This is a genomic window from Streptomyces glaucescens, assembly GCF_002154375.1.
Lineage (GTDB): Bacteria > Actinomycetota > Actinomycetes > Streptomycetales > Streptomycetaceae > Streptomyces > Streptomyces glaucescens.
This window is the reverse complement of sequence record NZ_MUND01000112.1, coordinates 13698-35954: the sequence shown is the minus strand read 5'-3', so window position 1 is coordinate 35954 and position 22257 is coordinate 13698. Positions and strand designations below refer to the sequence as shown.

The following is a 22257-nucleotide window of genomic DNA, read 5'->3' as shown; positions in this document are numbered from 1 at the left end:
GCCCGGATATACTGTGCTCACTGAACTTCTCCGCGACCTTGTTATTCGAAGTCGCGAACCACTGAATATACGCAACGAAATCCCCCGGGCGCAATTGCCCGGGGGATTTCTCGTTAAGTGGCGCGCCGTGCGCGGGTGCGGCTCGGCGGAGTCAGAGGACTTCGGAGATCTCCTCCAGCAGCCGCCGCTTCGGCCGCGCCCCCACCATCGACTTCACCGGCTCACCGTCCCGGAAGACCATGAACGTCGGCATGGACAGCACCTTGTACGCGTTGGTGGTGTCCGGGTTGGTGTCCACGTCCAGCTGCACCACCTTCAGGCGCTCCCCCTCCTCCGCGGCCACCGCGCTGAGCACCGGCCCCATCTGCCGGCACGGCGGGCACCAGTCGGCGGTGAACTCCACCAGCACCGGCAGCTCCGCCCCGATCACCTCGGTGGCGAAGTCCGCGTCCGTCACCTCGGCCACTCCAGCCGCTCTGATCACAGCCCCTGCCCTCCCAGTTCGCACATCGGATCCTCGGCCAGCGCCAGCCGCACGCCGATCTTCGCCCGCACCGCCTGCAACTCGCCGATCAGCGCGTCCAGCTCGTCCAGCTTGCGCCGGTAGACCGCGAGCGAGGCCGGGCACACATCGCCCTCCGGATGCCCGGCCCGCAGACACTCCACGAACGGCCGCGTCTCCTCCAGGTCGAACCCGAAGTCCTGCAACGTCCTGATCTGCCGGAGCAGCGTCAGATCGGCCTCGTCGTACGTCCGGTGCCCGTTGCCGTCGCGCCGCGCGGGCAGCAGCCCCCGCGTCTCGTAGTACCGCAGCGTCCGCGTCGTGGTCCCGGCCCGTGCGGCCAGCTCGCCGATTCGCATGCGAAGGACGGTAAGCCTTGACGCCCAGGTCAAGGCAAGCACCCGTGAAGGAGGGTGGGGAACCGCTCGGAGCCGCGACGTACCCGCAGCCGTGCGACGACCAGTCCCCCACCCCCACGCAAGCGCCTACACCTTGACCGGCTCCACCCGCTGCTCACGGACGTCGGCCTCGTCGGGCGCGGCGGAACCGTGATCGTCCAGCAGCGTCTTCTCGTCGAACGGCGCCCGTCCGGCCAGGACCTCCGCGACCCGCGCCTTGTCGATCTCCTTGGTCCACGTCCCGATCAGCACGGTGGCGACGGCGTTGCCCGCGAAGTTCGTCAGCGCCCGCGCCTCGCTCATGAAGCGGTCGATGCCGACGATCAGCCCGATGCCGTCGACCAGGGCCGGCTTGTGCGACTGGAGGCCGCCCGCGAGGGTGGCGAGACCCGCACCGGTGACGCCCGCCGCACCCTTCGAGGCGACCAGCAGGAACAGCAGCAGCGGGATCTGCTCGCCGACCGACATCGGCGTGCCCATGGCGTCGGCGATGAACAGCGACGCCATGGTCATGTAGATCATGGTGCCGTCGAGGTTGAAGGAGTAGCCGGTCGGGACGGTGATGCCGACCACCGGCTTGCTGACACCCAGGTGCTCCATCTTCGCGATGAGCCGCGGCAGCGCGGACTCGGAGGACGAGGTGGACAGGATCAGCAGGAACTCGCGGCCCAGGTACTTGAAGAACGTGAGGATGTTCAGACCGGACACGATCCGCAGCAGCGTGCCGAGCACCAGGAAGACGAAGAGGAAGCAGGTCACGTAGAAACCGAGCATCAGCACGGCGAGGCTCTTCAGCGCGTCGAGGCCCGCCGAGCCGGTCACGGCGGCGATGGCACCGAAGGCGCCGATCGGCGCGGCCCACATCACCATGGCGAGGATGCGGAAGACGAGCCGCTGGATGTGCTCGATGCCGCGCAGGATGGGCTGGCCGGCCGAGCCCATGCCCTGGAGCGCGAAGCCCGCGAGCAGGGCGATCAGCAGGGTCTGCAGGACCGACTCGCTGGTGAAGGCGGAGACGATCGTGGTGGGGATGATGCCGAGCAGGAACTCGGTGGTGTCCTTCGCCTCGCCGTCGATCTGGGCGTGTCCGGCGTCCTTCACCGCGTCGGTGACGGCGAGCCCCGTACCGGGCTCCAGGATGTTGCCGACGACCAGGCCGATGGCCAGCGCGACCAGCGACATCAGCAGGAAGTAGACCAGGGCGATACCGCCCACGGCACCGACCTTCGCGGCTTTCCGCACCGACCCGATACCGAGCACGATCGTGCAGAAGATGATCGGCGAGATCATCATCTTGATGAGATTCACGAAGCCGGTGCCGATGGGCTTCAACTCGACCGCGAAGTCCGGGGCGGCCAGGCCCACGGCGATGCCGAGGGCCACCGCGATGATCACCGCGATGTAGAGATAGTGGGTGCGGTCCCGCTTCGCGGCAGGCGCGGGGGCTGCGGCAGGTGCCGTTTCGGGTGTGCTGGTCACGGCTGCCCTCCTTGACGACGTCGTCGGCATCACCGGCGTGCGGCTCACGTCCGGGGGAAACATGCGGAATCTCCGGAACGGATCCGGGGAGTCTCCGGGGAACGCCGTGACTATCTCCCGCCCTGTGAGGGCGGTCACCCTTCCGTTCATTTAGTTCACGCTTCGACGGAGAGGCAGACTGAGCGCATGCGCATCCCGTCCCTGTCCCGCCCCCGCAGCCTGGCCGGCCAGCTCTTCGCCATGCAGGCCGTGCTGATCGCGGTGGTCGTGGCCGGGTACGCGTTCTTCACCTACGTCAGCGACCGCCGGCAGGCCGAGGAGGCGGCTGGCCGCCAGGCCGCGGCGGTGGCCCGCGCGGTCGCCGACTCCCCGTCCGTCCGGGACGCGATCCGCACCCCCGACCCGACGGCCGCGCTCCAGCCGTACGCGCTGCGGGTCATGCGCGACACCGGGGTCGACTTCGTCACGATCATGGACCCGAGGGGCATCCGCTGGACCCACCCCAGCGCGCACGAGATAGGGCAGCGCTTCCTCGGCCACACCGAGCGCGCCCTGCGGGGCGAGACCTTCACCGAGACCTACACCGGCACCCTCGGCCCGTCCGTCCGCGCTGTCACCCCCGTGGGGGACGCGGACGGGCGGATCGTCGGCCTGGTCAGCGCCGGCATCCGCGTGGAGGCGATCAGCGAGCGGGTCCGGGGCCAGCTGACCGCGCTGCTCGGGGTCGCGGCGGGCGCGCTGGCACTGGGCGCGATCGGCACCTACGTCATCAACGCCCGCCTCCGTCGCCACACCCACGGCATGAACGCGGCCGAGCTGAGCCGGATGCACGACTACCACCAGGCCGCGCTGCACGCCGTACGCGAGGGCCTGCTGATGCTCGACGGGCAGTTCAGGGTGGCACTGATCAACGACGGCGGCCGGGGGCTGCTGGGCGCCTCGGGGGAAGTGGTCGGCCGCTCCGTGGCGGACCTGGGACTGCCCGCCCCGCTGACCGGGGCGCTGCTGGCGTCGGAGCCGCGCGTCGACGAGGTGCACCTGACGAACGACCGGGTCCTGGTGGTGAACACCTCCCCCGTCTCCGGCGGCGAGCGCCGCGGCACGGTGGTGACGCTGCGGGACGTCACGGAGCTCCAGTCCCTGATGGGCGAGCTGGACTCCGAGCGCGGCTTCACCCAGGCCCTGCGCTCGCAGGCGCACGAGGCCGCCAACCGGCTGCACACCGTGGTCTCCCTGATCGAGCTGGGGCGCTCGCAGGAGGCGGTGGAGTTCGCGACCGCCGAGCTGGAACTGGCGCAGGCGCTGACCGACCAGGTGGTGGCGGCGGTGAGCGAGCCCGTGCTGGCCGCGCTGCTGCTGGGGAAGACGGCGCAGGCCAACGAGCGGGGCGTGGAGCTGGAGGTCTCGCAGGACAGCCGCCTCGACGACGGCGTCCTGCCGGAGGACCTGCCCTCCCGCGACCTGGTCACCATCCTCGGCAACCTGATCGACAACGCCGTGGACGCGGCCCAGGGCAGCGTGCCGGCGCGGGTCACGGTCGCGGCGTACACGGAGGACGGCGAACTGGTGCTGCGCGTGTCGGACACCGGCTCGGGTGTGGACCCGGCCTGGGCCGACCTGGTGTTCCAGCGCGGCTTCTCGACCAAGCCGGCGGCGTCCGGGCCCGGCGGCAGGGGACTCGGTCTCGCCCTGGTCCGCCAGGCCGCGCACCGGCACGACGGAAGCCTGACGGTGACGGAGGCCGCGGCAGGCGGCGCGGAGTTCGAGGTACGGCTGCCGCTGCGCACGGCGCCGGTGCCCGGAGGTACGTCATGACGCCCGCGGGTCCTGAGCAGCCGATCCGCGTCCTGATCGTGGAGGACGACCCCGTCGCCGCCGACGCCCACGTGATGTACGTCGGCCGGGTCCCCGGCTTCGTCGCCGTCGGCACCGCCCACACCGGCGCGGAGGCACGGCGGGCGCTGGAGCGGACGCCGGTGGACCTGCTGCTGCTGGACCTGCACCTGCCGGACGTGCACGGCCTGCAGCTGGCCCGCTCCCTGCGGGCCGCCGGGTACCACGCGGACGTGATCGCGGTGACGTCGGCACGGGACCTGGCGGTGGTGCGGGAGGGCGTCTCGCTGGGTGTCGTCCAGTACGTGCTGAAACCGTTCACGTTCGCGACCCTGCGGGACCGGCTGGTGCGGTACGCGGAGTTCCGGGGCGCGGCGGGGGAGGCGAGCGGGCAGGACGAGGTCGACCGCGCACTGGCGGCGCTGCGGGCACCGGGCCCCGCAGCGCTGCCGAAGGGTCTGAGCGCACCGACGCTGGAGCGGGTGACGACCGCTCTGCGCGAGGCGGAGGAAGGCCTCACGGCCGCGGGGGTGGCCGAGACCGTGGGGATCTCGCGGATCACGGCCCGGCGGTATCTGGAGCACCTGGTGGGGGCGGGGCGGGCCGGCCGGAGCCCGCTGTACGGGCAGGTGGGGAGACCGGAGCTGGTCTACCGGTGGGTGCGGTCCGCTCGCTGAGCGCAGAGGGATGACGCGAAGCCGTCAAGGAGTGACCGGCCAGTAACAGTCCGGCCAGGGCCAAAACCGTACGTTCCTACGATCTGTGATTGTGTCCGGACGGACCGTAGTCACCGCGGCCGCACACCCGTAGCTTGGTGCACCGTGCGCCGACCCTCAGCTCAACCGAACCAGCCCGCCCCGCCCTTCAACGCCCTCGCCGCCCGCCGGCTGCGGGCCGCCCTCGGGATGGGGCCCGAGCATGTCGCCTACGGCATGCGGGCCTCCTACGGGTTGCCGTACGTGACCCCGGATCTCGTGATCGCCTGGGAGCGTGGGGTGGCCGGCCCCAGCAGCCCGGAGCTGACCGCGCTCGCCGGGGTGCTGTGGTGCTCCCCGGGGGAGCTGATAGGCAGCCCGCGGACGCTGAAGGAGCACCGCATCGCCCGCGGGCTCGCCCCGGAGGACGTGGCCCGGGCGGTCGGCCTGGAGCTGCTCGCGTATCTGCGCATGGAGGAGCACGACGAGTGGCGCGGCACCGACCGGCAGTCCGCCGCCCTCGCCGAGCTGCTGGACCTGGATCTGCCCGCCTTCGTCACGGTGACCGGACGGGAGGCGAAGCTGGCCGACCAGCTGCGCAGTGCGGTGACGACGCGCTGGCAGGCGTACGTGCGTCCGGTGGGCAAGACCGTGCCCCTGGACCGGTCCGTCCTGGAGGCCACGCTCCAGGAACTGCACCAGGACTACCAGGGGCACATGACGGCCACCCTCACGTGGGGCGGCGGCGGCCGGGACTCCGACGCGTCCGGGCAGGACTTCCTGGACCGGATCGTGGAGTACTTCTGGGCGACCGTGCAGCGGCACACGTCGTAGCCGCCGCCATGGACCGGGAAGACCCGGAAGACCTAGAAGACGGACTCCGCCTCGTCCATGCGGTCCTTCGGGACCGTCTTCAGCTCGGTCACCGCCTCCGCCAGCGGCACCATCACGATGTCGGTGCCGCGCAGGGCGGTCATCCTGCCGAAATCGCCGCGGTGGGCGGCCTCGACGGCGTGCCAGCCGAAGCGGGTGGCGAGGACGCGGTCGTACGCGGTGGGGACGCCGCCGCGCTGGACGTGGCCGAGGATGACCGGCTTGGCCTCCTTGCCGAGGCGGCGCTCCAGCTCGTGGGCGAGGGCGGTGCCGATGCCCTGGAAGCGCTCGTGGCCGTACTGGTCGATGGCGCCCTTGCCGTAGTCCATGGTGCCGTCGGCGGGGTGGGCGCCCTCGGCGACGCAGACGACGGCGAACTTCTTGCCCCGGGCGAAGCGCTCCTCGACCATCTTCACGAGAAGCGCCGGGTCGAAGGGGCGCTCCGGCAGGCAGATGCCGTGGGCGCCGGCGGCCATGCCGGACTCCAGGGCGATCCAGCCGGCGTGCCGGCCCATGACCTCGACGACCATCACGCGCTGGTGGGACTCGGCGGTCGTCTTGAGGCGGTCCATGGCCTCCGTGGCGACGCCGACCGCGGTGTCGAAACCGAAGGTGCGGTCGGTGGACGAGATGTCGTTGTCGATGGTCTTGGGCACGCCGACCACCGGCAGGCCCGCGTCGGACAGCATGCGGGCCGCCGTGAGGGTGCCCTCGCCGCCGATCGGGATGAGCGCGTCGATGCCGAAGTCCTCGACCATGTCACCGGCCCGCGAGCAGGCTTCGCGCAGCCGGTCGCGCTCCAGGCGGGAGGAGCCGAGGATGGTGCCGCCGCGGGCGAGGATGCCGCTGACGGCGTTCAGGTCCAGGGCGCGGTAGCGGCGCTCCAGGAGGCCCGCGTATCCGTCCTCGAAGCCGATGACCTCGTCGCCGTAGTTGTCGACCGCTCGGTGCACGACCGACCGGATCACTGCGTTCAGGCCGGGGCAGTCGCCGCCTGCGGTGAGGACTCCGATACGCATCGTGCTGTGTCTCCTGCTCGCTGTGGATACCGGTGAGCCAGTACCGATTCTTTCACGTCCCACACCTCGGTGCGCTCACTGTTCCTGACGGGCGCCTTATCCACCGGGAAGGGTATTGTCAAGAGGGTTCCGCTCACCTCGGTGGGCGATTTTTGCGACCCTGGAGTGGACCGGGGCGTGCGAGGGCACACCGAGGGACCAAAGGCCCCAGGGCTCCAGAGGGACCACCAGAGGGACCGGAAGGACCCGGGGCACGCCCCGACACGGCGCCCCGACGCACCCCGCGCCCCGATACCGGCGCAGCCGCCGAGACCCCCGACCACCCGAGACGAAACGGAGAGCACACGTGACGCGCAGCGTGTACGTGACCGGTATCGACCGCGGCGACGGCCGCCAGGTCGTCGAGCTGGGGGTCATGGAGCTCCTGACCCGGCAGGTCGACCGGGTGGGCGTCTTCCGGCCCCTCGTCCACGACGGGCCCGACCGCCTGTTCGAGCTGCTGCGCGCCCGTTACCGGCTGTCGCAGGACCCGGCGACCGTCTACGGCATGGACTACCAGGAGGCCTCCGCGCTGCAGGCCGAGCGCGGCACGGACGAGCTGGTCGCCGCCCTCGTCGACCGCTTCCACGTGGTGGCCCGGGACTACGACGTCGTCCTCGTCCTCGGCACCGACTACGCCGGCACCCAGCTGCCCGACGAGCTGTCCTTCAACGCCCGGCTCGCCAACGAGTTCGCCGCGTCCGTGATCGCCGTCGTGGGCGGCCGGGGGCAGCCCGCCGAGCCGGTGCTCGCCGAGACCGTCAACGCCTACCGCGCCTACGACACCCTGGGCTGCGACGTGCTCACCATGGTCGCCAACCGGGTGGCCCGCGAGGACCGCGACGAGATCGCCGAGCGGCTCGCCGACCGGCTGCCCGTGCCCTGCTCCGTGCTCCCCGACGAGCCGGCCCTGTCCGCGCCGACCGTCTCCCAGATCGCCCACACCCTGGGCGCCAGGGTGCTGCTCGGCGACGACTCCGGGCTGGCCCGGGACGCGCTGAACTTCGTCTTCGGCGGCGCCATGCTGCCGAACTTCCTGGGCGCCCTGACCCCGGGCTGCCTGGTGGTGACCCCCGGCGACCGGGCCGATCTGGTGGTCGGCTCGCTGGCCGCGCACAGCGCCGGCACCCCGCCGATCGCGGGCGTCCTGCTCACCCTCGACGAGGTGCCGAGCGACGACGTGCTCACCCTCGCCGCCCGCCTCGCGCCCGGCACGCCGGTGCTGTCGGTGTCGGGCAACAGCTTCCCCACCGCCGAACAGCTGTTCTCGCTGGAGGGCAAGCTGAACGCGGCCACCCCGCGCAAGGCGGAGATCGCGCTCGGCCTGTTCGAGCGGTACGTCGACACCGCCGACCTGAGCAAGCGGGTCTCCGCGCCGAGCAGCGACCGCGTCACCCCGATGATGTTCGAGCACAAGCTGCTGGAGCGGGCCCGTTCCGACCGGCGCCGGGTGGTCCTGCCGGAGGGCACCGAGGAGCGGGTGCTGCACGCCGCCGAGGTGCTGCTGCGCCGGGGCGTGTGCGACCTGACGCTGCTCGGCCCGGTCGACGGGATCCGCAAGAAGGCCGCCGACCTCGGCATCGACCTGGGCGACACCCAGCTGATCGACCCGGCGACCTCCGACCTGCGCGACGCGTTCGCGGAGAAGTACGCCGTGCTGCGTGCCCACAAGGGCGTGACGGTGGAGCTGGCGTACGACGTGGTCTCCGACGTGAACTACTTCGGCACCCTGATGGTCCAGGAGGGCCTGGCCGACGGCATGGTCTCGGGGTCCGTGCACTCCACCGCGGCGACCATCCGGCCGGCCTTCGAGATCATCAAGACCAACCCGGAGGCGTCCATCGTCTCCTCGGTCTTCTTCATGTGCCTGGCCGACAAGGTGCTCGTCTACGGCGACTGCGCGGTCAACCCGGACCCGGACGCCGAGCAGCTGGCCGACATCGCCGTCCAGTCGGCGGCCACCGCCGCCCGGTTCGGCGTGGAGCCGCGCATCGCGATGCTGTCCTACTCCACCGGCACGTCCGGCTCGGGCGCCGACGTCGACAAGGTGCGCGAGGCCACCGAACTGGTGCGCTCCCGGCGCCCCGATCTGAAGATCGAGGGACCCATTCAGTACGACGCCGCCGTCGAGCCCACCGTCGCCGCCACCAAGCTGCCCGGATCCGAGGTCGCCGGGCAGGCGACGGTTCTGATCTTCCCGGACCTCAACACGGGCAACAACACCTACAAGGCCGTGCAGCGCTCGGCCGGCGCGATCGCCGTCGGTCCCGTGCTCCAGGGTCTGCGCAAGCCCGTCAACGACCTGTCCCGGGGCGCGCTCGTCCAGGACATCGTCAACACCGTCGCCATCACGGCGATCCAGGCCCAGTCCCCGATCGAGAAGGCTTCCGACCAGTGAGCTCGACCCGTGTCCTCGTCCTCAACTCCGGCTCCTCGTCGGTGAAGTACCAGCTGCTCGACATGCGCGACAGCAGCCGGCTGGCGGCGGGCCTCGTCGAGCGGATCGGCGAGGAGACGTCCCGCCTGGAGCACACCCCGCTGCACACGGGCGGCGAGAGCCGGGAGTGGACGGGCACGATCGCCGACCACGACGCCGCGCTGAAGGCCGTCTCGGCCGAGCTGGCCAAGGACGGCCTCGGCCTGGACTCGCCCGAGCTGGCGGCGATCGGCCACCGGGTGGTGCACGGAGGCCGGCGGTTCACCGAGCCGACCGTCATCGACGACGCCGTGCTCGCCGAGATCGAGCGGCTGATCCCGGTCGCCCCGCTGCACAACCCGGCCAACCTGACCGGCATCCGCACGGCGATGGCGCTGCGCCCGGACCTGCCGCAGGTCGCCGTGTTCGACACCGCGTTCCACACGACGATGCCGGAGTCGGCGGCGCGCTACGCGATCGACGTCGAAACCGCCGACGCCCACCGCATCCGCCGCTACGGCTTCCACGGCACCTCGCACGCCTATGTCTCCCGGGCGACCGCGAAGCTGCTGGGCAAGGCGCCCGAGGAGGTGAACGTGATCGTGCTGCACCTGGGCAACGGGGCGTCCGCCTCGGCCGTGCGGGGCGGACGGTGCGTGGACACCTCCATGGGGCTGACGCCTTTGGAGGGGCTGGTGATGGGTACCCGCTCCGGCGACATGGACCCGGCTGTCATCTTCCATTTGATGCGTGTCGGCGGAATGTCCGCGGACGAGATCGACTCTCTTCTCAACAAGAAGAGCGGGCTGATCGGTCTGTGCGGCGACAACGACATGCGGGAGATCCGCCGCCGGGTGGACGAGGGCGACGAACAGGCGCAACTCGCCTTCGACATCTACATTCACCGCTTGAAGAAGTACATCGGCGCCTATTACGCCGTGCTCGGCAAGGTGGACGCGGTCGCCTTCACCGCCGGGGTCGGCGAGAACGCGGCCCCGGTGCGGGAGGCGGCCGTCGCGGGCCTGGAGGAGCTGGGCCTCGCGGTCGACGCGGAGCTGAACGCCGTACGCGGCAGCGAACCGCGGCTGATCTCCCCGGAGTACGCGCGGGTCGCGGTGGCCGTGGTACCGACCGACGAGGAACTGGAGATCGCTACGCAGACGTATGCGCTGGTAAATGGCTCATCGAATCTCACCTGAGCGGCATCCCGCCCTTTTGTATTTTCCGCCAGCCGGAATATTCCGCAGCGAAACAAACCGATAGGATCGCCCCATGCGCCGTTCGAAAATCGTCTGTACTCTCGGCCCCGCGGTCGACTCCCATGAGCAACTGGTCGCGCTGATCGAAGCCGGCATGAACGTGGCCCGCTTCAACTTCAGCCACGGCACCCACGCCGAGCACCAGGGCCGGTACGACCGCGTCCGGGCCGCGGCCAAGGAGACCGGCCGGGCCATCGGTGTGCTCGCCGACCTCCAGGGCCCGAAGATCCGGCTCGCGACCTTCGCCGAGGGCCCGGTCGAGCTGGTGCGCGGTGACGAGTTCACCATCACCACCGAGGACGTCCCGGGCGACAGGACGATCTGCGGCACGACGTACAAGGGTCTGCCCGGTGACGTGGCCAAGGGCGACCAGATCCTGATCAACGACGGCAACGTCGAGCTGAAGGTCACCGAGGTCGACGGCTCCCGGGTGAAGACGATCGTCATCGAGGGCGGCGTCATCTCCGACCACAAGGGCATCAACCTGCCCGGCGCGGCCGTCAACGTGCCCGCGCTGTCCGAGAAGGACGTCGAGGACCTGCGGTTCGCGCTGCGCATGGGCTGCGACCTGGTCGCCCTGTCCTTCGTCCGGGACGCCAAGGACGTCGCCGACGTCCACCGGGTCATGGACGAGGAGGGCCGCCGCGTCCCCGTCATCGCCAAGGTGGAGAAGCCGCAGGCGGTGGACAACATGGAGGACGTCGTCATGGCGTTCGACGGCGTGATGGTCGCGCGCGGCGACCTGGCCGTCGAGTACCCCCTCGAGAAGGTCCCCATGGTGCAGAAGCGGCTCATCGAGCTGTGCCGCCGCAACGCCAAGCCGGTGATCGTCGCGACCCAGATGATGGAGTCGATGATCACCAACTCCCGCCCGACCCGCGCCGAGGCCTCCGACGTGGCCAACGCGATCCTGGACGGCGCCGACGCGGTCATGCTCTCCGCCGAGTCCAGCGTGGGCGCGTACCCGGTCGAGACCGTCAAGACGATGTCGAAGATCGTCCAGGCGGCCGAGGAGGAACTGCTCTCCAAGGGCCTCCAGCCGCTGGTCCCGGGCAAGAAGCCGCGCACCCAGGGCGGTTCGGTGGCCCGCGCCGCCTGCGAGATCGCCGACTTCCTCGGCGGCAAGGGCCTGGTGGCGTTCACCAAGTCCGGCGACACCGCCCGCCGCCTGTCGCGCTACCGCGCGACCCAGCCGATCCTGGCCTTCACCACCGACGAGTCCACCCGCAACCAGCTGGCGCTCAGCTGGGGCGTGGACTCCTACGTCGTGCCGTTCGTGAACAGCACCGACGAGATGGTGGATCTGGTGGACCAGGAGGTCCTCAAGCTCAACCGCTTCACCCCGGGCGACGTCATGGTCATCACCGCCGGCTCGCCCCCCGGCGTCCCCGGCACCACCAACATGGTCCGGGTGCACCACCTGGGCGAGGGCGGCCGCGGCTGACCCCGCCTGCCGGTACGACACCGAGGGCGCCCCCTGCGACAGGGGGCGCCCTCGGTGCTGTGCGGCTCCCGAACGGGTCTGTGGGGACGCTCAGTCGGTGATGTACTGATGCAGTCCGGGAACGGTCAGGGTGCCGCCGAACTGGCCGGCCTGCACCACCTTCACCTTCGTGAAGTAGATCAGCGGGATGTCCAGCGGCGGCGGGTGCCCCGGGTCGAAGGTGATCGGGAACAGCCCGAGCAGGTTGCCCGAGATGCTCTCCGTGTACATCACCGTGTCACCGTCGCGGATCGTCGACGTCGATCCCTTGGCGGCCTGCACGTGGTACGTCTTGCCCGACTGCTTGTCCTTCACCGTCTGGTGCAGGTCACCGATGTCGGTACCGTCGGATATGACGTACTTCAGCACCTTCTTGACCGTGCCGTTGGCGGTCCGCACCTCGACGATGCCCTTGTAGGAGGCACCCTTCAGCGTCAGCGAGCTGGCGTCCAGGTACCAGGGGTCGTCGGGCAGCGGAACCGGGTTGTCGACCCCGCCCTCCGCGTCCGTGGCCACCGGGCAGTCGTCGAGGTCGGTCGTGGGGCTCGCCGAGGGCGAGGGAGTGGCCGTGGCCCCGTCGGTGCCGGCCGGCTCCGGGGCCGCCCCGGACGTCGCCTCGCCGGCGTCCTCGGCGGTGTCCTGCACCGCGTCGGTGACGTCCTCGGTGGTCTCCTTGACCGGGTCCTCGCCGCCGTTGCCGCCGTCGCCGCTCGCCGGGCCGTCGCCCTGGCCCGTGCCCGGGCTCGGGGCCGCCGAGGCGGACGGGGACGGCGTGGGGCTCGGGCTCTCCTCGGCGCCGCCGCCGGTGATGCCGTCGACGACACCGCCCACGACACCGGTGACGGTGTCGCCGATGGTCTCCAGCACGCCCTTGGACGTCTCGGACGGCGACGGAGTGGGCGCGGTCTGCGGCTCCTTGGGCGCCGGGGCCTCGGCGGACGCGGACGGCGTGGGCTCGGCGTCGTCGGCGGAACCTGAATCCGCCGAAGAACCGTCGCCCGGACCGGCCTCACCCGAACCGGAGTCACCCGGACCCGCCTCGCCGGAGCCGGACGTCGCCGACGGGCTCGGCTCGGCCCCGCCGTCGGACGGGTCCTCGCTCTCGCTCGCCGAGGCGGACGGCGACGGCGTGGCCTCGGGAGTCCCGCCGTTCTCGGCGTCCTCCAGGGCCGCCACGCACTCCTTGTACTCGTCGGCCGTCAGGCTCCGGGACGCCGGCTGGTCCTCGGCGAGGGCGAGCTTCGGCGTGAATCCCATCCCCATCAGCACCGCGGTGGGCATCGCCGCCAGGGCTATCGCCTTGCCGGCCGGCATGTGGAGCCTGGTGAACAGCGGCTTCTTGGGTGCCGCGTGGCGCGGCCCGGTTCTCACACGGGACTCGTCCACATCAGCCCCGTGGGTCACCTCGTCAGCCGGCACTGTGCCTCCCGTTCGCCTCGTTACCGGGGCTCGTTCCTGACAGATCGTCGGTTGCACCCACCGTGCCCGGATTCGCGCCCGGGTCCGTGACCGGCGCCTGCGTGGCCGTGCCCATGGGGGCGATGGCCGCTCCCCCGGCGTCCACCGGTTCCTGCGCGGGCGGCGCGTCCTCGGCCCAGGACACCGCCATCGCGCCGCCCGTCAGGGCGAACAGGAAGCCGATGAGGAAGCCGCCGAGGTTGGACACCGGGATGGACACCAGCGCGAGCAGGATCGCCGCCACGCCCGCGAAGAACCGGACGTGCTTCTGGAACCAGAGACTGACGCCCAGGACGACTAGCAGCACGCCGATGATCAGGGACCCGGCACCGGCGGTGGTGGCCATCGCGAGCGTCAGATGGCCGAGCCGGAGGTTTGCGTACGGGAAGTAGGCGATGGGGAGTCCGCCGAGCATGACGAACAGGCCGGCCCAGAACGGCCGGGTGCCCCGCCAGGCGCGGAAGTTCCGCCGAAAGACCCGGAGGTAGTGCTCGTCGTGGCCGGGCGCGGCAGGAGTCTCGGCGCTCATGGAAAACAGCTCCCTGGAACGGCGTTGCCGTGGTGAGTGGTACTGCGAATGCAGAGTTGGAGAGGTGACGGGCGGGGGTGCCACCGGCGCCCCCGCCCGTCAGCGAGTGCTTAGTAGCACTCCTTGACACCCGTCGACAGCGACATCTTCAGGCCGCTGAGCTTGAAGGTTCCGGCAGTGGTCGCCCACGCCGTCTGCTTCACGTCGGTGAGGGTGACCGAGTCGGCCTGCTGCGAGAAGCCGTACGGGTTCGACTGCTCCCTGCCGCCCTTCATGCCGGGACCCTTGTTGGCGTCCTTGGCGGCCACACCGATGTCGATGCCCCGGAAGACGGCGTCGCCTTCCAGCTCGGCGACGTCGATGTACAGGTTCTCGGCCTTGACCGGGGTGTCACCCTGGCCCGCCCGCAGGATCAGACTGACGTTGCCGAGCACCGGGATGTTCGGCGTGACGACCGACTGACACATGTTCTTGATGGTCGCGGACTTGAACGCCGAGACGGCGACGGGGTGAACCGTCTTCTTGCCGTCGAGCGTGTAGCCCTCGTCGAGAGCGCCGTACTGCACGAAGCCCGTGCCGTCGAGACGCTCGGTCGTGACCTTGAAAGACTGTCCGGAAACGCTGAACGACGCGGCGAGAGCACCCTGAGCGAGGGCGACGCCTATCGCCGCCGTGGCGGCCACGCTGGGCACCATGACCACGGCGAACCGCTTCCATCTGGTCCCACCACGCACCTGGGACTCCATATTTCCTCCTTCTCGGACGTACATCTCCTGGCCCGACTGGCCCCTTGCGGCGGCTCAGCCGGACAGGGATGGGAGAAGTGCTACGTCCTCGGGAAGGAGAGCGCCCGCGCTCGGTGGCGCGTCACCGCGCCCGAATCACCGGCGATCACCCCCGAGCGACAACCACTGGTCGCGCCTGACACGCATCACGCACAACCCTGCCGGACAGGCTTCGCCCGATGGCGAAGACCCCCCTGTCCAAGAGCCGACGACCCGGTCGTCGGCTCTGCTCGGTGGGGACCCAGGAAATCCCGTGACCCGACCGGCTGTCGGGGTGCGGGAACGGACCGAGCGTCGCCGATCGTGGTGCATTCTCGCCGCCCGCACAAGGGGGTTCGTTACTCGCTAGTAACGGCGGGATAACCGAACAACGACCCGCCGGTCTCGCTCGGCGACGCTCGGTGCATCCGAAGGGGAGGACAAAGAAGGAATGTCGGGATGGAACCCGACAGAACAGAGCCCTCGACTTACTGGCAGTAACAGCGGCCGCGTTTGCCAAGATTTGGCAAAGCGCGGCCGCATCGGTGCCATGACGGCAGCCGTGCCCCGTCCGGAACACGGCTGGAAAGGGTCGCAAAAGGGCTAGAACAGAGCCCGTGCCAGCGCCCTGCGGGCCGCGGTCACCCGCGGGTCGTCGGCCCCCACGACCTCGAACAGCTCCAGCAGCCGCAGCCGTACGGCGTCCCGCTCGTCGCCGGCCGTGCGTCCGACGGTGTCGATGAGCCGCCCGAACGCGTCCTCGACATGCCCGCCGACCAGATCCAGATCGGCCGCGGCGATCTGCGCCTGGGCGTCGGCCGGCTTCTCCGCGGCCTCCTTGCGCACCTGCTGCGGGTCGAGATCCTGCACCCGCTGGAGCAACTCGGCCTGCGCCAGGCCCAGCTTGGCCTCCGGGTTGGCCGGGTCGTCGACGAGCACGTTCCGGTACGCCTGGACGGCACCGCCCAGGTCACCCGCGTCGAGCGCCTGCGCGGCGGCGTTCAGCGCCGCCTCGTGCGGACCGGCCGGCCGGGCCGGGGGCTGGACCGCACCCGGATCCGCCTCCGGGTCGACGGTGAGACCGGTCAGGCCGAAGCGCTGCTCGGCGACGGCGACCAGCTGATCGAGGGTCTCGCGGATCTGCGTCTCGCCGGCGGCCCCCTGGAAGAGCGGCAGCGCCTGTCCCGCGACGACCGCGAAGACGGCCGGGATCCCCTGGATCCCGAACTGCTGCATCAGCATCTGGTTGGCGTCGACGTCGATCTTGGCGAGGACGAAGCGGCCGTTGTACTCGACGGCCAGCCGCTCCAGAACGGGGCTCAGCTGCTTGCAGGGCTGGCACCATTCGGCCCAGAAGTCGATGACGACCGGGACTTCGGTGGAGCGCTGGAGGACGTCGCGTTCGAAGGTGGCCTCGTCGGCGTCGATGACGAGATCGGCCGGGGAGACGGCCCCGCCCCCGCCCTGGCGGGCCGCTTGGGCGCGCGCCTGCTCCGCCTTCGCCTTGGCCTCCTGGGCCGCCTTGACCGCGGCGAGGTCGACGACACCGCTCATGGACATGTTCCGTGGCTGCATGCGTCTATCCTCCCCCGTTCCCGCGCGTGTGTGAAAAGCGATGAGAAAAGCGGCGCCGGGTCCCCACCCCACGCCATGTGGTCGTCGCTCGCGCGTACTGCGCACAAGCTTTCGCTACGAGTCGTAGCGTAATACCGGATGGGGGCTTCCCGTCACCCCGCACCGGTGATCTCGCTCACTGCGCGCACGGACCGGCCAGGAACGGCCGGTTATCGTCGACGCCATGCAGAGCCGCACTTCCGCCGGCCGCGCGGGACGCCCGCGCAGCGCCGCCGCCGACGCCGCCATCCTGGCCGCGACCCGGGCGGCCCTGGTCGAGCTCGGCTGGTCCAGACTCACCCTGGGAGACGTCGCGACCCGCGCCGGGGTTGCGAAGACGACGCTCTATCGCCGCTGGGCCGGCAAGAACGAACTGGTCGTCGACGCGGTCGCGGAACTCTTCGACGAACTCCGCCTCCCCGACCGCGGCACCCTCGCCGCCGACATCGAGGGCGTGGTCCTCCAGTTCGCCGCGCTCCTGGCCCGGCCGGAGGCCAAGAGCGGCCTGATGGCGGTCCTGGCCGAGTCCACCCGCGACGACGCCCTGCGCGAACGCATCCGCGCCTCCATCGTCGACCGTCAGAAGCGCCTGGTCCTGGAGGGCCGCGCCCGCGCCCAGCAGCGCGGCGAGCTGCCCCTCGAGACCGACCCCGTGGAGGCGGCCCGCACCGCCGACCTCATCTTCGACGTGGTGGCGGGCGCGGTCGTGCACCGCGAACTGATCAGCGCGGAACCGGTGGACGAGGAGTGGGTCCACAGCTTCACCCGTCTGCTGCTCCTCGGCCTGTCGGGCTGACCCGGCAGCGGGCCGCCGGGACGACGGGGCAGCGAGCCTCGTGCCGCCGGGGCGACGGGGTCCACCGTGCTCCGGCGGAACCCCTCGCCCGGCACCGGCACCGGCCGGCTCAGAAACCGGCCGGCTCCGTGTACACCCCCCACTCGTCCCGCAGCACGCCGCAGATCTCACCGAGGGTGGCCTCCGCCCGCACGGCCCGGAGCATCGGCTCGATCATGTTGGAGCCGTCCCGCGCGGCGGCCAGCATCCCGTCCAGCGCGGCCCGTACGGCCGCCTCGTCGCGCGCACCCTTCCGCGCGCCCAGCGCCCGCACCTGCTCCCGCTCGACCTCGTGGCTGACCCGCAGGATCTCCAGGTCCCCGGTGACCGACCCGGTGTGGGCGTTGACGCCCACGACCCTCTTGTCGCCCTTCTCCAGGGCCTGCTGGTAGCGGAACGCCGACTCGGCGATCTCCCCGGTGAACCAGCCGTCCTCGATGCCGCGCAGGATCCCGGACGTCATCGGCCCGATCGGGTGCTGCCCGTCGGGGTGCGCCCGCAGCCCGCGCTCCTTGATCTGCTCGAAGATCTTCTCCGCGTCGGCCTCGATCCGGTCGGTGAGCTGCTCGACGTACCACGAACCGCCCAGCGGGTCGGCGACGTTGGCGACGCCGGTCTCCTCCATCAGCACCTGCTGGGTGCGCAGCGCGATCTCCGCGGCCTGCTCGCTCGGCAGCGCCAGCGTCTCGTCGAGGGCGTTGGTGTGCAGGGAGTTGGTTCCGCCGAGCACCGCCGCCAGCGCCTCCACGGCCGTACGCACCACGTTGTTGTACGGCTGCTGCGCGGTCAGCGAGACTCCGGCGGTCTGGGTGTGGAACCGCAGCCACTGCGCCTTCTCGCTCTTCGCCCCGTACACGTCCCGCATCCAGCGCGCCCAGATCCGGCGCGCCGCCCGGAACTTGGCGATCTCCTCGAAGAAGTCGACGTGCGCGTCGAAGAAGAAGGACAGGCCGGGCGCGAAGACGTCGACGTCCAGCCCGCGGCTGAGCCCGAGTTCGACGTACCCGAAGCCGTCGGCCAGCGTGTACGCCAGCTCCTGCGCGGCCGTCGCGCCGGCCTCGCGGATGTGGTAGCCGGAGACGGACAGCGGCTTGTAGGCGGGGATGCGCTCGGCGCAGTACTCCATCAGGTCGCCGATGAGCCGCAGATGGGGTTCCGGCTGGAACAGCCACTCCTTCTGCGCGATGTACTCCTTGAAGATGTCCGTCTGGAGCGTGCCGTTGAGCACGCCCGGGTCGACGCCCTGGCGTTCCGCGGCGACCAGGTACATGCAGAAGACGGGCACGGCCGGCCCGCTGATGGTCATCGAGGTGGTGACGTCGCCGAGCGGGATGTCCTTGAACAGGACGTCCATGTCGGCGGCCGAGTCGATCGCCACCCCGCAGTGCCCGACCTCGCCCAGCGAGCGGGGGTCGTCGGAGTCGCGGCCCATCAGCGTCGGCATGTCGAAGGCGACGGAGAGGCCGCCGCCACCGGCGGCGAGGATCATCTTGTACCGCTCGTTGGTCTGCTCGGCGTTGCCGAACCCGGCGAACTGCCGGATGGTCCACGTGCGCCCTCGGTAGCCGGTCGGGTACAGGCCGCGGGTGAAGGGGTACTCCCCCGGCCAGCCGATCCGCTCGAAGCCCTCATAGGTGTCCCCCGGCCGGGGACCGTACACCGGCTCCACGGGGTCGCCGGAGAGCGTGGTGAAATCCGCGTCGCGCTTGCGCGCTGCGTCGTACCGGGCCTGCCAGCGTCGGCGGCCCTCCTCGATGGCGTCAGCGTCCATACCCTCGAATTTACTAGGACGTCCTAGTAAATGTCGATGGCTGACAGCCGTACGTTAGACCGTACGGCTGCCGGATCAGGCCTTGGCGACCGCCGGCTCGCCGTTCGCCACCTCGGCCTCCAGCTCGCGGCTGATCCTCCGCTCGACGAAGAACGCGGCGGTCGGAATGGTCCCGGCGAGCAGCACCCACGCCTGCTTGGCGATCGGCCACCTGGCCTTGGAGCCCAGGTCGAAGGCGAAGATCAGGTAGACCACGTACAGCCAGCCGTGGGCGATGCTGACGACCTTGGTGAAGTCCGCCGCGCCGTCGCTGTCGAGCGCGTACTTGCCGATCATGCCGAAGGTCAGCAGGACGAGCAGCACACCGGTGACGTAGGCCATGACGCGGTAGCGCGTCAGCACGCTCTTTTTCATGCGTACGAGCGTAACCACCCGTTCCGGGAGATCTTGCCCGGGGTCCCGGGCGCCGTCACTCCTCGTCGAAGTCGTGCGCCGCCACCCGCAGGGGCCGCAGCATCGCGAAGATCTCCGCGCACTCCTCGGCGTCGTACACCCCGAGGCCGAAGTCCATGGCCATCAGGTCGCGGGTGGCGGCGTCGACCACCTCGCGACCCTTGTCGGTGATGGAGGCGAGGGTGCCGCGGCCGTCATTGGGGTTGGGGCGCTTGGCGACCAGTCCGGACCTGACCAGGCGGTCCACGGTGTTGGTGACGGACGTCGGGTGGACCATCAGCCGCTCGCCGATCTTGGACATGGGCAGCTCGCCGGCCTTGGAGAAGGTGAGCAGCACCAGCGCCTCGTACCGCGCGAAGGTCAGCCCGTAGGGCTTGACGACCGCGTCCACCTCGGCGAGCAGGATCTGGTGGGCGCGCATGATCGAGGTGATCGCGGCCATGGACGGCACGTTCCCCCAGCGCTGCTTCCAGAGTTCGTCGGCGCGGGCGATGGGGTCGAAAGGAAGGCTGAGCGGCTTCGGCACGTCATCAGACCTTACCGGCCGGTCATATGCCGGTCAGCCCTGTCTCGCCTTTCGGTCCGTGACGCCTTCCGCCCCACCCTTTGAGCGGTCGCTCAAATCAGTGCTACCGTCCTGTCCGAGAAATTGAGCAACCGCTCAAAGCAACCGCTCGGCGTAGCTCGGAGCAGCTCGGAGCAACCGCCCGGGCAGCGGCTCAGCGCCCGCGCGGGCATCGACGAACCGGGGGATTCGCCATGGGGCTCTACATAGAGACACGGATCAGAGCCGGCCTCGACGACCTGTGGTCCCGCACCCAGGAGCCCTCCCGGCACCAGCGCTGGGACCTGCGCTTCACCGAGATCACCCACCTCCCGCGCGCGGAGGGCGAACCGCAGCACTTCCGGTACGCCACCCGGGTGCTGCCCTTCCTCACCCTCGCGGGCACCGGCGTCTGCGCCGGTGAGAAGGAGCGCCCCGACGGCACCCGCACCTCCGCCCTGCGCTTCTCCTCGCCGCACCCGCTCTCCCTGCTCGCGGAGGGCAGCGGCTACTGGCGCTACGTACCCGACGGCGACGGCGTCCGCTTCCTCACCGGCTACGACTACCGCCCCCGCTGGGGCGCCTTCGGCGCGCTGGCCGACCGTCTCGTCCTCCGCCCGCTCATGGGCTGGGCGACGGCCTGGTCCTTCGACCGGCTCCGCCTGTGGCTGGAACACGGCATCACCCCGGAACGCGCGCGGGCGAACTGGCTCGCCGAACTGGCCGTCCGGGGCCTGGTGATCGCGACGGCCACCACGGGGCTGGCCCAGGGCTCCGCACTGCGTCTGCTGGGCCCGTTCGCCGCCTCGACGGCGTTCCTCTGCCCCCTGCTCCTCGCGGTCGCCATCTGCCTGGCCCTCTTCAAGGCGCCCCTGGCCCGCACCCCGGCGGCCCGCCGCTGCCTGCGCACCCCGCCCACGCGCGCGTGTGCCCCCCGACTGCTGCGCGCCCTGGAGAACCCGCGATGACCTCGATCTTCCGTACGGCGATGGGCCCGGACTTCGACCGTCTCCACCCGGAGCTGCGGCGCCGCTTCTCCGTCGGCCTGGCCGGCGGCGAGGCGTGCACGGGCCGGGGCGTGATGAGCCGGATCTGGCACGGCGGGGCCCTCGTCAAGCCGTTCCTCGCCCTGGGCGCCACCCGCAACATCCTCGTGCCGCGCGCCGGCCGGAACGTGCCCTTCACCATCGAGAACGTGCCGTACACCGACACCTTCGGCCGGGAGACGGTGAGCTTCGTGCGCACCTTCCGGCTGCCCGGCCGCCCCCGCCGCTTCGACGCCCAGATGGTGCTGAGCCCCAAGGGCGACCGCGTCCTCGACTACCTCGGCACCCACCAGCACCTGGCCAGCGAGCTGCACCTGAGCGCCGAGCCCGACGGCTCCCTGCTCGTCCGCTCCGGCGAGCACCGCTTCCGGGAGGGCCCGGTGGACGTCCGGGTGCCCCGGCTGATCGGGGCGACGGCAAAGGTGCGCGAGTCCTTCGACGACACCACGGGCCGGTTCCGCATCCGGGTCCGCGTCGTCAACGACCGCTTCGGCCCGCTCTTCGGCTACGAGGGCAGCTTCACGGCGACGTACACCGACATCCGGGCCTGCGGCGTACGGCCCGGGCTGCGCCCCGTCCGCGAGGAGTCCCGCGCATGAGCCCCGAGACCGCCAAGTCCCAGGAGACCAAGACCAAGCTGCTGAAGGGCGCGCTGCGCACCCTCACCGAACATGGCATCGCGAAGACCTCGGCGCGCACGGTCGCCGCGGCGGCCGGCGTCAACCAGGCGCTCGTCTTCTACCACTTCGGTTCCGTCGACGAGTTGCTGGCGGCGGCCTGCCGGTACGGCGCGGAACAGGCGGTGTCCCGCTACCGAGCCCGGCTCGCCGCGGTCACGTCCCTCTCCGAGCTGCTGGCGCTGGGCCGCGCCATCCACGAGGAGGAGCGGGCCGGCGGTCATGTCGCCCTGCTCGGCCAGCTCCTCGCCGGCGCCCAGACGCACCCCGCGCTCGGCCCCGCCACGGCGGGCGGCCTCCAGCTGTGGATCGACGAGATCGAGCGGGTCCTCGTCCGGGTCCTGGCGGGCACGCCGTTCGGCGAGTTCACCGATCCGGCGGGACTGGCCCGGGCGGTGGCGGCGTCCTTCGTGGGCGTCGAGCTGTACGAAGGGGTGGACGCGGCCGGTGCGGCGTCGGCACTGGACGCGCTGGAGCAGCTCGGCGTGCTGGTGAGCGCCCTGGAGGAACTGGGGCCCGTGGCCCAGCGGGCCGTACGGCACCATCTGCGCCGTACGGCCCGTCGCTGAG

At 71.0% G+C, this 22257-nt stretch carries 21 protein-coding genes; 10 read left to right on the top strand and 11 right to left on the bottom strand.

Going from position 1 to position 22257, the window contains the following annotated elements:
* Positions 1-151: 151 nt before the first annotated feature.
* From trxA to CCN42_RS08375, 3 genes are all read right to left on the bottom strand, one after another.
* The gene (gene trxA / locus CCN42_RS08385; RefSeq protein WP_281259479.1) at positions 152-484 is read right to left on the bottom strand and encodes a thioredoxin; all 333 of its coding nucleotides are present in this window, start codon (positions 482-484) and stop codon (positions 152-154) included.
* Positions 481-861, bottom strand: coding sequence for a MerR family transcriptional regulator (locus CCN42_RS08380; protein ID WP_086734208.1), 381 nt, complete (start codon positions 859-861; stop codon positions 481-483). Before CCN42_RS08380 ends, trxA begins: the two co-directional genes overlap by 4 nt.
* A 126-nt stretch (positions 862-987) precedes the next feature.
* Entirely contained in the window at positions 988-2379 is a 1392-nt protein-coding gene (locus CCN42_RS08375) for a cation:dicarboxylate symporter family transporter (RefSeq protein ID WP_086734206.1), read from the bottom strand.
* A gap of 186 nt (positions 2380-2565) precedes the next feature.
* On the opposite strand from CCN42_RS08375, the gene CCN42_RS08370 reads away from it, so the two are divergent.
* From CCN42_RS08370 to CCN42_RS08360, 3 genes are all read left to right on the top strand, one after another.
* Complete coding sequence (locus CCN42_RS08370; protein WP_086734204.1) at positions 2566-4194, top strand: sensor histidine kinase; 1629 nt, start codon at positions 2566-2568, stop codon at positions 4192-4194.
* On the top strand, positions 4191-4889 hold the full coding sequence (locus CCN42_RS08365) for a response regulator (RefSeq protein WP_086734202.1): 699 nt from the start codon (positions 4191-4193) through the stop codon (positions 4887-4889). The genes CCN42_RS08370 and CCN42_RS08365 overlap by 4 nt, the downstream gene beginning before the upstream one ends.
* A 144-nt stretch (positions 4890-5033) precedes the next feature.
* Positions 5034-5741 (top strand): helix-turn-helix transcriptional regulator, encoded by a 708-nt coding sequence (locus CCN42_RS08360; RefSeq protein WP_086734200.1) that lies wholly within the window; start codon positions 5034-5036, stop codon positions 5739-5741.
* A gap of 32 nt (positions 5742-5773) precedes the next feature.
* Here the strand turns inward: CCN42_RS08360 and CCN42_RS08355 are convergent, their stop codons facing one another.
* Positions 5774-6799 carry an ATP-dependent 6-phosphofructokinase gene (locus CCN42_RS08355; RefSeq protein ID WP_086169076.1) on the bottom strand — a complete coding sequence of 342 codons (1026 nt, stop codon included), beginning with the start codon at positions 6797-6799 and terminating at the stop codon, positions 5774-5776.
* Between the two features lie 346 nt (positions 6800-7145).
* On the opposite strand from CCN42_RS08355, the gene pta reads away from it, so the two are divergent.
* From pta to pyk, 3 genes are all read left to right on the top strand, one after another.
* Complete coding sequence (pta, locus tag CCN42_RS08350; RefSeq protein WP_086734198.1) at positions 7146-9236, top strand: phosphate acetyltransferase; 2091 nt, start codon at positions 7146-7148, stop codon at positions 9234-9236.
* Complete coding sequence (locus tag CCN42_RS08345; RefSeq protein ID WP_086734196.1) at positions 9233-10453, top strand: acetate kinase; 1221 nt, start codon at positions 9233-9235, stop codon at positions 10451-10453. The genes pta and CCN42_RS08345 overlap by 4 nt, the downstream gene beginning before the upstream one ends.
* Positions 10454-10526: 73 nt before the next feature.
* Positions 10527-11957 (top strand): pyruvate kinase, encoded by a 1431-nt coding sequence (pyk, locus tag CCN42_RS08340; protein ID WP_086734194.1) that lies wholly within the window; start codon positions 10527-10529, stop codon positions 11955-11957.
* A gap of 90 nt (positions 11958-12047) precedes the next feature.
* Here pyk and CCN42_RS08335 read toward each other — a convergent pair whose 3' ends face one another.
* The 4 genes from CCN42_RS08335 to CCN42_RS08315 all read right to left on the bottom strand — a co-directional run bounded on the left by CCN42_RS08335 (position 12048) and on the right by CCN42_RS08315 (position 16322).
* Positions 12048-13415, bottom strand: coding sequence for a hypothetical protein (locus CCN42_RS08335; RefSeq protein ID WP_086734192.1), 1368 nt, complete (start codon positions 13413-13415; stop codon positions 12048-12050).
* Complete coding sequence (locus tag CCN42_RS08330) at positions 13405-13983, bottom strand: DUF6114 domain-containing protein (RefSeq protein ID WP_086734190.1); 579 nt, start codon at positions 13981-13983, stop codon at positions 13405-13407. Before CCN42_RS08330 ends, CCN42_RS08335 begins: the two co-directional genes overlap by 11 nt.
* A 110-nt stretch (positions 13984-14093) precedes the next feature.
* Positions 14094-14729 (bottom strand): DUF6230 family protein, encoded by a 636-nt coding sequence (locus tag CCN42_RS08325; protein WP_086169070.1) that lies wholly within the window; start codon positions 14727-14729, stop codon positions 14094-14096.
* Between the two features lie 621 nt (positions 14730-15350).
* Positions 15351-16322: a tetratricopeptide repeat protein gene (locus CCN42_RS08315; RefSeq protein WP_169731422.1), complete on the bottom strand. Its 972-nt coding sequence runs from the start codon at positions 16320-16322 to the stop codon at positions 15351-15353.
* Positions 16323-16545: 223 nt separating this feature from the next.
* Here CCN42_RS08315 and CCN42_RS08310 point away from each other — a divergent pair, with 223 nt between their 5' ends.
* Positions 16546-17157, top strand: coding sequence for a TetR/AcrR family transcriptional regulator (locus CCN42_RS08310; RefSeq protein ID WP_086734189.1), 612 nt, complete (start codon positions 16546-16548; stop codon positions 17155-17157).
* Positions 17158-17266: 109 nt separating this feature from the next.
* Here CCN42_RS08310 and icmA read toward each other — a convergent pair whose 3' ends face one another.
* The 3 genes from icmA to CCN42_RS08295 all read right to left on the bottom strand — a co-directional run bounded on the left by icmA (position 17267) and on the right by CCN42_RS08295 (position 19946).
* The gene (gene icmA / locus CCN42_RS08305) at positions 17267-18967 is read right to left on the bottom strand and encodes a coenzyme B12-dependent isobutyryl-CoA mutase large subunit (protein ID WP_086734187.1); all 1701 of its coding nucleotides are present in this window, start codon (positions 18965-18967) and stop codon (positions 17267-17269) included.
* Positions 18968-19042: 75 nt separating this feature from the next.
* Positions 19043-19381 carry a DUF3817 domain-containing protein gene (locus tag CCN42_RS08300; RefSeq protein WP_086734185.1) on the bottom strand — a complete coding sequence of 113 codons (339 nt, stop codon included), beginning with the start codon at positions 19379-19381 and terminating at the stop codon, positions 19043-19045.
* Positions 19382-19436: 55 nt separating this feature from the next.
* Positions 19437-19946 carry a MarR family winged helix-turn-helix transcriptional regulator gene (locus tag CCN42_RS08295; RefSeq protein WP_086169067.1) on the bottom strand — a complete coding sequence of 170 codons (510 nt, stop codon included), beginning with the start codon at positions 19944-19946 and terminating at the stop codon, positions 19437-19439.
* Between the two features lie 233 nt (positions 19947-20179).
* Here CCN42_RS08295 and CCN42_RS08290 point away from each other — a divergent pair, with 233 nt between their 5' ends.
* Genes CCN42_RS08290 through CCN42_RS08280 form a run of 3 tightly spaced genes read left to right on the top strand, consistent with a single transcriptional unit; the run spans position 20180 to position 22256 of the window.
* The gene (locus CCN42_RS08290; protein ID WP_086734183.1) at positions 20180-20932 is read left to right on the top strand and encodes a hypothetical protein; all 753 of its coding nucleotides are present in this window, start codon (positions 20180-20182) and stop codon (positions 20930-20932) included.
* On the top strand, positions 20929-21609 hold the full coding sequence (locus tag CCN42_RS08285; RefSeq protein WP_086734182.1) for a DUF4166 domain-containing protein: 681 nt from the start codon (positions 20929-20931) through the stop codon (positions 21607-21609). The genes CCN42_RS08290 and CCN42_RS08285 overlap by 4 nt, the downstream gene beginning before the upstream one ends.
* Positions 21606-22256 carry a TetR/AcrR family transcriptional regulator gene (locus CCN42_RS08280; protein WP_086734180.1) on the top strand — a complete coding sequence of 217 codons (651 nt, stop codon included), beginning with the start codon at positions 21606-21608 and terminating at the stop codon, positions 22254-22256. The genes CCN42_RS08285 and CCN42_RS08280 overlap by 4 nt, the downstream gene beginning before the upstream one ends.
* Position 22257: the final 1 nt, after the last annotated feature.

Excerpts from the sequence above, each read along its gene's own strand:
- CCN42_RS08380 (WP_086734208.1), bottom strand. The coding sequence starts at position 861 with ATGCGAATCGGCGAGCTGGCCGCACGGGCCGGGACCACGACGCGGACG.
- CCN42_RS08370 (WP_086734204.1), top strand. The coding sequence starts at position 2,566 with ATGCGCATCCCGTCCCTGTCCCGCCCCCGCAGCCTGGCCGGCCAGCTC.
- CCN42_RS08365 (WP_086734202.1), top strand. The coding sequence starts at position 4,191 with ATGACGCCCGCGGGTCCTGAGCAGCCGATCCGCGTCCTGATCGTGGAG.
- CCN42_RS08355 (WP_086169076.1), bottom strand. The coding sequence starts at position 6,799 with ATGCGTATCGGAGTCCTCACCGCAGGCGGCGACTGCCCCGGCCTGAAC.
- pyk (WP_086734194.1), top strand. The coding sequence starts at position 10,527 with ATGCGCCGTTCGAAAATCGTCTGTACTCTCGGCCCCGCGGTCGACTCC.
- CCN42_RS08330 (WP_086734190.1), bottom strand. The coding sequence starts at position 13,983 with ATGAGCGCCGAGACTCCTGCCGCGCCCGGCCACGACGAGCACTACCTC.
- CCN42_RS08325 (WP_086169070.1), bottom strand. The coding sequence starts at position 14,729 with ATGGAGTCCCAGGTGCGTGGTGGGACCAGATGGAAGCGGTTCGCCGTG.
- CCN42_RS08315 (WP_169731422.1), bottom strand. The coding sequence starts at position 16,322 with ATGCAGCCACGGAACATGTCCATGAGCGGTGTCGTCGACCTCGCCGCG.
- CCN42_RS08310 (WP_086734189.1), top strand. The coding sequence starts at position 16,546 with ATGCAGAGCCGCACTTCCGCCGGCCGCGCGGGACGCCCGCGCAGCGCC.
- icmA (WP_086734187.1), bottom strand. The coding sequence starts at position 18,967 with ATGGACGCTGACGCCATCGAGGAGGGCCGCCGACGCTGGCAGGCCCGG.
- CCN42_RS08300 (WP_086734185.1), bottom strand. The coding sequence starts at position 19,381 with ATGAAAAAGAGCGTGCTGACGCGCTACCGCGTCATGGCCTACGTCACC.
- CCN42_RS08290 (WP_086734183.1), top strand. The coding sequence starts at position 20,180 with ATGGGGCTCTACATAGAGACACGGATCAGAGCCGGCCTCGACGACCTG.
- CCN42_RS08285 (WP_086734182.1), top strand. The coding sequence starts at position 20,929 with ATGACCTCGATCTTCCGTACGGCGATGGGCCCGGACTTCGACCGTCTC.
- CCN42_RS08280 (WP_086734180.1), top strand. The coding sequence starts at position 21,606 with ATGAGCCCCGAGACCGCCAAGTCCCAGGAGACCAAGACCAAGCTGCTG.